General features: G+C 71.8%; 8 protein-coding genes. 2 read left to right on the forward strand and 6 right to left on the reverse strand.

Annotated elements, in window-relative coordinates:
• From cysS to HW445_RS12110, 4 genes are all read right to left on the reverse strand, one after another.
• On the reverse strand, positions 1-1,302 hold a 1,302-nt coding region (gene cysS, locus HW445_RS12095), incomplete at its 3' end, for a cysteine--tRNA ligase (protein WP_180221025.1).
• Between the two features lie 195 nt (positions 1,303-1,497).
• Positions 1,498-2,010 (reverse strand): 2-C-methyl-D-erythritol 2,4-cyclodiphosphate synthase, encoded by a 513-nt coding sequence (ispF, locus tag HW445_RS12100; protein ID WP_180221026.1) that lies wholly within the window; start codon positions 2,008-2,010, stop codon positions 1,498-1,500.
• Positions 2,000-2,776 (reverse strand): 2-C-methyl-D-erythritol 4-phosphate cytidylyltransferase, encoded by a 777-nt coding sequence (gene ispD / locus HW445_RS12105; RefSeq protein ID WP_180221030.1) that lies wholly within the window; start codon positions 2,774-2,776, stop codon positions 2,000-2,002. Before ispD ends, ispF begins: the two co-directional genes overlap by 11 nt.
• A 321-nt stretch (positions 2,777-3,097) precedes the next feature.
• The gene (locus tag HW445_RS12110; protein WP_003953493.1) at positions 3,098-3,580 is read right to left on the reverse strand and encodes a CarD family transcriptional regulator; all 483 of its coding nucleotides are present in this window, start codon (positions 3,578-3,580) and stop codon (positions 3,098-3,100) included.
• 679 nt (positions 3,581-4,259) lie between these two features.
• Here HW445_RS12110 and HW445_RS12115 point away from each other — a divergent pair.
• Entirely contained in the window at positions 4,260-4,898 is a 639-nt protein-coding gene (locus HW445_RS12115) for a DUF461 domain-containing protein (protein ID WP_180221027.1), read from the forward strand.
• A gap of 116 nt (positions 4,899-5,014) precedes the next feature.
• Here HW445_RS12115 and HW445_RS12120 read toward each other — a convergent pair whose 3' ends face one another.
• The gene (locus HW445_RS12120) at positions 5,015-5,695 is read right to left on the reverse strand and encodes a response regulator transcription factor (protein WP_151774291.1); all 681 of its coding nucleotides are present in this window, start codon (positions 5,693-5,695) and stop codon (positions 5,015-5,017) included.
• Positions 5,692-7,032: a cell wall metabolism sensor histidine kinase WalK gene (locus tag HW445_RS12125; protein WP_180221028.1), complete on the reverse strand. Its 1,341-nt coding sequence runs from the start codon at positions 7,030-7,032 to the stop codon at positions 5,692-5,694. The genes HW445_RS12120 and HW445_RS12125 overlap by 4 nt, the downstream gene beginning before the upstream one ends.
• 276 nt (positions 7,033-7,308) lie before the next feature.
• Between HW445_RS12125 and phoU the strand changes: the two genes are divergently transcribed.
• On the forward strand, positions 7,309-7,977 hold the full coding sequence (gene phoU, locus HW445_RS12130; protein ID WP_180221029.1) for a phosphate signaling complex protein PhoU: 669 nt from the start codon (positions 7,309-7,311) through the stop codon (positions 7,975-7,977).
• Positions 7,978-7,985: the final 8 nt, after the last annotated feature.

The raw sequence follows: 7,985 nt of genomic DNA on the forward strand, positions 1-7,985 counted from the left end.
GTCCTTGCGGGCGCGGGCGGCCTCACGCTGCTCCAGCACCAGCCGGACCAGGCCGTCGACCACGCCTTCGAGCTCCTCGCCGCGACCGCCGGCGGCGCCGGACCACTGCTCGTCCAGCGGGTCGAGGCCGAGCACGCCGAGCATGGCGCGGACCTCGGCCAGCCGGGCGACGGCGGTCTCCTTGTCGTCGGCCTGAAGGGCACTGTTGCCCTGCCGGACCGTGGTGTGGACGACGGCGAGCGCCTGCGGGGTGCCCAGGTCGTCGTCCATCGCCTCGGCGAAGGCCGGCGGCACCTCGGCGGCGGGCTCGACCGGCCCGCCCGCGAGCTCGACGGCACGCTGGACGAAGCCCTCGATCCGCGCGAAGGCGGACTCGGCCTCGCGCAGCGCCTCCTCGCTGTACTCGATCATCGACCGGTAGTGCGGGGTGCCCAGGTAGTAGCGCAGGACGATCGGCCGCCACCGGGTGACCATCTCGGAGACCAGCACCGAGTTGCCGAGCGACTTCGACATCTTCTCGCCGCTCATCGTCACCCAGGCGTTGTGCATCCAGTAGCGGGCGAACTCGTCGCCGAACGCCTTGGACTGGGCGATCTCGTTCTCGTGGTGCGGGAAGATCAGGTCCAGGCCGCCGCCGTGGATGTCGAAGGCGCGGCCCAGGTACTTGTGGGCCATCGCCGAGCACTCCAGGTGCCAGCCGGGGCGGCCGGGGCCGAACGGCGTCTCCCAGCTGGGCTCGCCCGGCTTGACCGCCTTCCACATGGCGAAGTCCCGCGGGTCCCGCTTGCCGGCCACGCCCTCGTCGGGCTGGCGGAGGTCGTCGATGTCCTGGTTCGACAGCGACAGGTACTCGGGGAACGAGCGCACGTCGAAGTAGACGCTGCCGCCCGCCTCGTAGGCGTGGCCGCGCTCGATCAGGCCGCGCATCATCTCGACCATCTCGGTGACGTGACCGGTGGCCCGCGGCTCGTAGGTCGGGGGCAGGCAGCCGAGCGCGTCGTAGGCGGCGGTGAAGGCGCGCTCGTTCTCGTAACCGATGGACCACCACGGGCGGCCGTACTCGGCCGACTTGGCGATGATCTTGTCGTCGATGTCGGTGACGTTCCGGACGAAGGTCACCTGGTGGCCGCGGTGGGCGAACCAGCGGCGCAGGATGTCGAAGTTGAGGCCCGAGCGGATGTGCCCGATGTGCGGCGGCGCCTGCACGGTGGCACCACACAGGTAGATCGAGACACAGCCCTGCGTGAGCGGGACGAAGTCACGGATCTGCCGGGCGCTGGTGTCGTACAGGCGAATAGTCACGCCTCAAGAGTAGTGGGCGTGCGGCACTGCCTCACGCCCACCGCGTAACAACCGGCCCCTGCTTCCGGGGGCCCTGGCCGGCCCTGTCCACGGCACAGTCGCCCGCCCCGTCCACGGCACCGCTTCCGGCCCCGTCCGCGGAGCCGGCAGCGGCGCCGTCGCCGGCTCCGCGGACCACCCGCCGGCTCCTCGGACCTACCCGCCGGGGGCGCGGACGACCAGGGCGGTGGCCACCGCCATCAGTCCCTCGCCCCTGCCGGGGAAGCCGAGGCCGTCCGTGGTCGCCCCGGAGACGGAGACCGGTGCGCCCGCCGCCTCGGAGAGGATCTTCTGCGCCTCGTCCCGCCGCTTGCCGATCTTCGGCCGGGGGCCGACGACCTGCACGGCGACGTTGCCGATGACGAAGCCCTCCTCACGGACGATGCGGGCCGCCTCGGTGAGCAGGGTGACCCCGGAGGCGCCGGACCACTCGGGCCGCGAGGTGCCGAAGTGCTGCCCCAGGTCACCGAGTCCGGCGGCGGAGAAGAGCGCGTTGCAGGCGGCGTGCGCCACCACGTCCGCGTCGGAGTGCCCGGCCAGACCGGGGCCCTCGCCCTCCCACTTCAGGCCCGCGCACCACAGGTCGCGGCCCTCCTCGAAGGCGTGGATGTCGGTGCCGATGCCGACCTGCGGCAGCGGGTACGAAGGAACGGGCTGCTCAGAAGCCATCGTTGCGCCTCCTGCGGGCCAGGACCGCCTCCGCCAGGACCAGGTCCAGCGGGCGGGTCACCTTGAACGCCTCCTCGTGCCCGGGCACCGTGACGACGCGCAGGCCGAGCCGCTCGACCATGCTCGCGTCGTCGGTCACCTCGCCGTCCACCTCCTTGTGGGCGCGGAGCAGGGCGGTCCGGTCGAACCCCTGCGGGGTCTGCACGGCGCGCAGCCTGGCGCGCTCCGGGGTGGCCACCACCGGTTCGGGCACGCCGGCCACCGCCGCGGGCTCGACCTCCTTCACGGTGTCGGCCAACGGCAGCGCGGGGACCACGGCGGGAGCACCGTCGCGGACCGCCTCGATCACCGTGTCCACGGTGTCCACCGGGACCAGCGGCCGGGCCGCGTCGTGGACCAGCACCACCTCGTGTCCGTCGGGCAGGGCCTCCAGGCCGAGCCGCACGGACTCCTGGCGGGTCTCCCCGCCCGCGACCACCAGAAGCTCGGTGCTCGCCCGGCCACCGCCGGGGGTGCCCCCGGGCAGCGCGTGCGAGTCGAGCAGCGACCGCACCTCGGCCACACCCTCCGGCGGGGCCACCACCACGACCAGGGAGACATGACGGGACGCGGCCATCGCGCGCACCGCGTGGATCAGCATGGGGGTGCCGCCGAGCGTCCGCAGCGCCTTGGGTGCGCCGGGGCCCAGGCGTACGCCCCGGCCGGCGGCCGGGATCACCACGGCGGCGTGCGCGGCCGACGGGGCGGGGCGCTCTTCTTGGGACAACACTGCTTCAGACATGGTTCCCGTCAGGTTTGTGTGCTCCACGCGGATGGGTATGGCCTCTGCGAACCGGACGCCCGCCACCGACCGGACCCCTTCCGTGACAGACGGTCGGGTCGGCCCGGGCTCCGGACCGGAGCGGGCCGCGGAACGGGGCTCGCGGTGACAGGGCTTCGGGGCCCGGGCCGGACTCCGGCTCAACCAGCATGCCTCCGGACATGCCGCGGCGCCCGGCAATGCTTTCGCATCATCGGGCACCACGGCAGCGAGTGTCCTGCTTCCGGTCACGCTCGGCGGAACCGCCGACGCGCGTCCGGGGGATCATCAGGAGGCGAGCACCTCGTCGAGCAGCGCCTCGGCCTTGTCCTCGTTGGTGTTCTCCGCGAGCGCCAGCTCGCTCACCAGGATCTGGCGGGCCTTGGCGAGCATGCGCTTCTCACCGGCGGACAGGCCGCGCTCCCGCTCGCGACGCCACAGGTCGCGGACGACCTCGGCGACCTTGATGACATCACCGGAGGCCAGCTTCTCCAGGTTTGCCTTGTAACGGCGCGACCAGTTCGTGGGCTCCTCGGCGTACGGCGCGCGCAGCACCTCGAAGACCCGGTCCAGTCCATCCTGACCGACCACGTCGCGCACACCCACGAACTCCGCATTGTCCGCAGGCACGCGCACAGTGAGATCGCCCTGGGCGACCTTCAGCACCAAGTAGGTCTTGTCCACGCCTTTGATCTGGCGAGTTTCGATGGCCTCGATCAGCGCGGCCCCGTGATGGGGATAGACCACGGTGTCGCCAACCTTGAACGTCATGTGACAGGTACCCCTTCCGTGGCTATCCAGGGTAACACGGATTGGGCGTGTTCTGAATGGCGTTTTCGCAGGTCAGGGCATATCTCGGGGCTTGACAACTCCCGCCGGTGCATGCTTCCTAAGGGGAACGGAAGGGGGTATTCGCAGGTCGGAGGGGGGATCACGGCCGCGCGAAACGCGGACGTTACACCCCTTCGGAGCCCTGCGACAACGACGTTACGCCCCAGAATGTCCGATTCCAAGTGAGCGAACTCCGCTACTCCGTTCGAGCGGGCCGCCGGACCGGCGCAGCGGCGGCCGAGGCAATGCGGAATTGATCATCGGCCGGTGGAGTGAACCCCTGATCGATTTTCGTCATCGCCATTCCGGGCCTGCGGAAATAACGCCCCGCAGTTATGCGAATGCTGAACGGGTGAGCGCGGAATCCGCGGCACGAAGAGGAGGCCGAGGAACCCTCACGGCGGACGGCAAGGCGTTGTTGTGACGAACGTCAAGCGGACCCGTGAAGTTCCTGTGCCCGCGATCCGCGGGTTCACGCCGTGTGCACGCGTGGTGCGCAGAGGGTGGGTCGGGTGCGGTGGGGAAGAAGAGGCTCGGTAATCTTGGGACGCCATACGAACCCAGGGGAGCGGCGCCCGCGCCCTCCCGCTCCGCCCACGTTCAAGGAGTTGCCGCCGCCGTGAGCAGCAGCCTTCGACGCGGCGCCCTCGCCGCCGCCGCCATCGCGTTCTCGATCGCCTCGCTCGCCGCCTGCGGCGCCGGCAACAACGCCGAGACCCTCCAGATCAAGCCGGACCTGTCGGACGTCGCCGTCGGCGACATCAAGGTCCAGAACGTCGCCATCCTGACGCAGGAGGACCCCGGGGCCACCGGACCGGCCAGCGTCATGGCGACGGTCTTCAACGAAGGGTCCACCGCCCAGACGCTGGAGTCCATCACGCTGGAGGGTGGTCCCACCGTGGAGCTGGAGCCCGTCGAGGGCACCTCGGTCACGGTCCCGGCCGGTGGCCGTGTGGTGATCGGCGGCAAGGACAATGCCACCGCGACGCTGCCCGTCGGCCGCGAGGCCGTGCGCGACGGCGACAACCAGCGGGTGACCTTCACCTTCAGCGAGACCGGCGACGTCTCCCTCGACGTCCTGGTGCTGCCCGCCGAGAACCAGTTCGCCGACTGGGGTCCCGGGGCCGTTCCCGGCACCGCGTCGCCGACCGCCAAGCCGTCGGTGGACCCCTCCGGCAAGCCGTCGGGCGCCGCCGCGTCCCCCGAGGAGAACACCGAGGACGAGTCCGCGGAGACCGGGTCCGGCGCCGGCCACTGAGACGGCCGGCAGCGGCCGCGCGCGCCGGGAGGCGCGCGGGACACGGACGGAAGGGGCGGCTCCGCGCGGAGCCGCCCCTTCCGTCCGTGTGCGTCAACCCGTGTGCGTCAACCGGCCTACGGTTCGAACTTGTAGCCCAGCCCACGGACGGTGACCAGGTACCGCGGGGCCCCCGGGTCGGGCTCGATCTTGGCCCGGAGTCTCTTCACGTGGACGTCCAGCGTCTTGGTGTCGCCCACGTAGTCGGCGCCCCAGACCCGGTCGATCAGCTGCATGCGGGTCAGCACCCGGCCGGCGTTGCGCAGCAGCATCTCCAGCAGGTCGAACTCCTTGAGGGGCAGGTCCACCTTGGCGCCGTCCACGGTGACCACGTGCCGGTCCACGTCCATCCGGACCGGGCCCGCCTCCAGGGCGGTGGGCGTCGTCTCCTCGGGCTCGCCGCGCCGCCGCAGCACGGCACGGATCCGGGCGACCAGTTCCCGGGAGGAGAACGGCTTGGTGACGTAGTCGTCGGCGCCTATCTCCAGACCGACCACCTTGTCGATTTCGCTGTCCTTGGCGGTGACCATGATCACCGGCACGTTGGAGCGGTTGCGCAGCTGGCGGCAGACCTCGGTGCCCGGCAGCCCGGGCAGCATCAGGTCGAGCAGGACCAGGTCGGCTCCGTTGCGCTCGAACTCCTCGAGGCCGTCGGGGCCGGTCGCCGCGACGGCGACCTCGAAGCCCTCCTTGCGCAGCATGTACGACAGAACGTCGGAGAAGGACTCCTCGTCCTCGACGACGAGCACACGGGTCACGGGCGGACCTCCGGAGCGGGAAGCGGATCTGGCTGGACGGCGGGCACGGCGGTGGACCCGCCGGCGGGGGACTTGGCGGACGCGGCGGCAGGGCCGCCGGAGTCCTCGGAGACGGCGGGCCGGCCGCCCTGGTCCCCGGTTGCGGCGGGCGGGCCGCCGGCGTTCGCGGAGCCCTGACGCCCGCGCGGCGAGCGGGCCTCGGGAAGCCTGATGGTGAAGGTGGAGCCCTGGCCCTCGGTGCTCCAGACGGTGACCTCGCCGCCGTGCGAGGCCACCACGTGCTTGACGATGGCGAGACCCAGGCCGGTGCCGCCGGTGGCCCGGGAGCGGGCCGGGTCGACCCGGTAGAAGCGCTCGAAGATGCGGTCCCGGTCCCGGTCGGAGATCCCGATGCCCTGGTCGGTGACGGCGATCTCGACCATCTCCCCGCCCGGTCCGGTGACCCGGCGGGCGGCGATGCCGACCTTGGTCTGGGCGGGCGAGTAGTTGACGGCGTTCTCGACCAGGTTGCCCAGGGCGCCGACCAGCTGGCCGCGGTTGCCCCAGACGTACAGCCCCTCGGCGCCGGCCGCGGCCATGGTGATGTTCTTGGAGCCGGCCTGCTGGCGGCAGCGGTCCATCGCCTCGGCGACCAGCACCTCGACCTTGACCGGCTCGGCGTACTCCAGGGGGTCGTCGTTCTGGATCCTGGAGAGGTCGATGAGTTCCTGCACCAGATTGGTGAGGCGGGTGGCCTCGATCTGCATCCGGCCGGCGAACCGCTCCACCGCCTCCGGGTCGTCGGAGGCGTCCATCACGGCCTCCGACAGCAGGGAGAGCGCTCCCACGGGCGTCTTCAGCTCGTGGGACACGTTGGCGACGAAGTCCCGCCGGACCGCCTCGATGCGGCGGGCCTCGGTCAGGTCCTCGACCAGCAGCATCACCAGGCGCGATCCGAGCGGGGCGACCCGGGCGGAGACCGCGAGCGGTTCGGCGCGGCCCGCGCCCCGTCGGGGCAGTTCCAGCTCGACCTGGCGTATCTCGCCGTCCCGCCGGGTGTCCCGGGCCATCTGCAGCATCGGCTCGACGGAGAGCCGCCCTCCGCGGACCAGACCCAGGGCGTAGGCGGCCGAGCTGGCCTTGACCACGGCGTCCGCCTCGTCCAGCACCACCGCCGAGGAGCGGAGCACCGACAGCACGGTGTCCACCCCGCGGGGCAGGGCGGACTCCGCGTGCGCCGAGGCCCGGGAGGGGCGTTCCAGATCGCTCTCGCTCCAGCGGAACGCCAGCATGGCGATCACACCGGTGAGCACACCGGCGATCGCCGCCGCTGCGGCGACCGCCGCGTCCACGTCCATGACTCCAGGTTAGGCGGGGTGAGGGGGTGCTCCCCAGCCCTCTGGGGGAGACCTGGCGCACTGGTCGCCCAGAGTTCACCTTCCGGCCCGTGTCGGTTCACCCCGACGGCCCGCCACGGGGCGGGAAAGGCGGGCCTGCCGCGCTTTCGGGGGCTTCAGGCCGCGACGGGCGGGTAGGACGGACCGCACGTGGAACCACGTTCATGATCGGCCCGCTCGGGGAGCCTTCCCCGGGATCCGCCCGGGACCGTCCGTCATCGGAAAAGGGGAACACAGATGCGCGACGCGTACCACGAGGAGCTGGATTCGATCACCGACGACCTGGTGGAGATGGCCCGCACCGTCGGCTCGGCGATGGGCCGCGCCACCACCGCGATCCTGGACGCCGACCTCTCCCTCGCGGAGCGGGTCATCGAGGCGGACCGGGGCGTCGACGAGACCCAGCACGACCTGGAGGCCAGGGCCATCGCCCTGCTGGCCCGCCAGCAGCCGGTGGCCACCGACCTGCGGACGGTGGTGACCTCGCTCAGGATCTCCGCCGACCTGGAGCGGTCCGGGGACCTCGCCAAGCACGTGGCCAAGCTGGCCCGGCTGCGTTACCCGGACAAGGCCGTCCCCTCCGACCTGCACGCCACCGTGCTGGAGATGGGGCAGCTCGCCCAGCGGCTGATGGCCAAGACGGCCCAGGTGCTGGCCACCAAGGACGTCCGGCTCGCGCTCCAGCTGGAGCAGGACGACGACGCGATGGACACGTTGCACCGCACGCTCTTCCAGCACCTGATGGACGACAAGTGGGAGCACGGGATCGAGACGGCCGTGGACGTGACGCTCCTCGGCCGGTACTACGAGCGATTCGCCGACCACGCCGTCTCCGCGGCGCGGCGGGTGGTGTTCCTGGTGACCGGTGAGCACGCCGGGGACCTCGCGGCCGAGGGCGGCGCGTAGCGGCGCCG

Source organism: Streptomyces sp. UH6, from assembly GCF_013421635.1.
Classification (GTDB): Bacteria; Actinomycetota; Actinomycetes; order Streptomycetales; family Streptomycetaceae; genus Streptomyces; species Streptomyces abyssomicinicus.

What these genes read in the sequence shown, in the direction of transcription:
- ispF (WP_180221026.1), bottom strand. Translation starts at nt 2,010, where the DNA reads ATGGCTTCTGAGCAGCCCGTTCCTTCGTACCCGCTGCCGCAGGTCGGC.
- HW445_RS12110 (WP_003953493.1), bottom strand. Translation starts at nt 3,580, where the DNA reads ATGACGTTCAAGGTTGGCGACACCGTGGTCTATCCCCATCACGGGGCC.
- HW445_RS12125 (WP_180221028.1), bottom strand. Translation starts at nt 7,032, where the DNA reads ATGGACGTGGACGCGGCGGTCGCCGCAGCGGCGGCGATCGCCGGTGTG.
- phoU (WP_180221029.1), top strand. Translation starts at nt 7,309, where the DNA reads ATGCGCGACGCGTACCACGAGGAGCTGGATTCGATCACCGACGACCTG.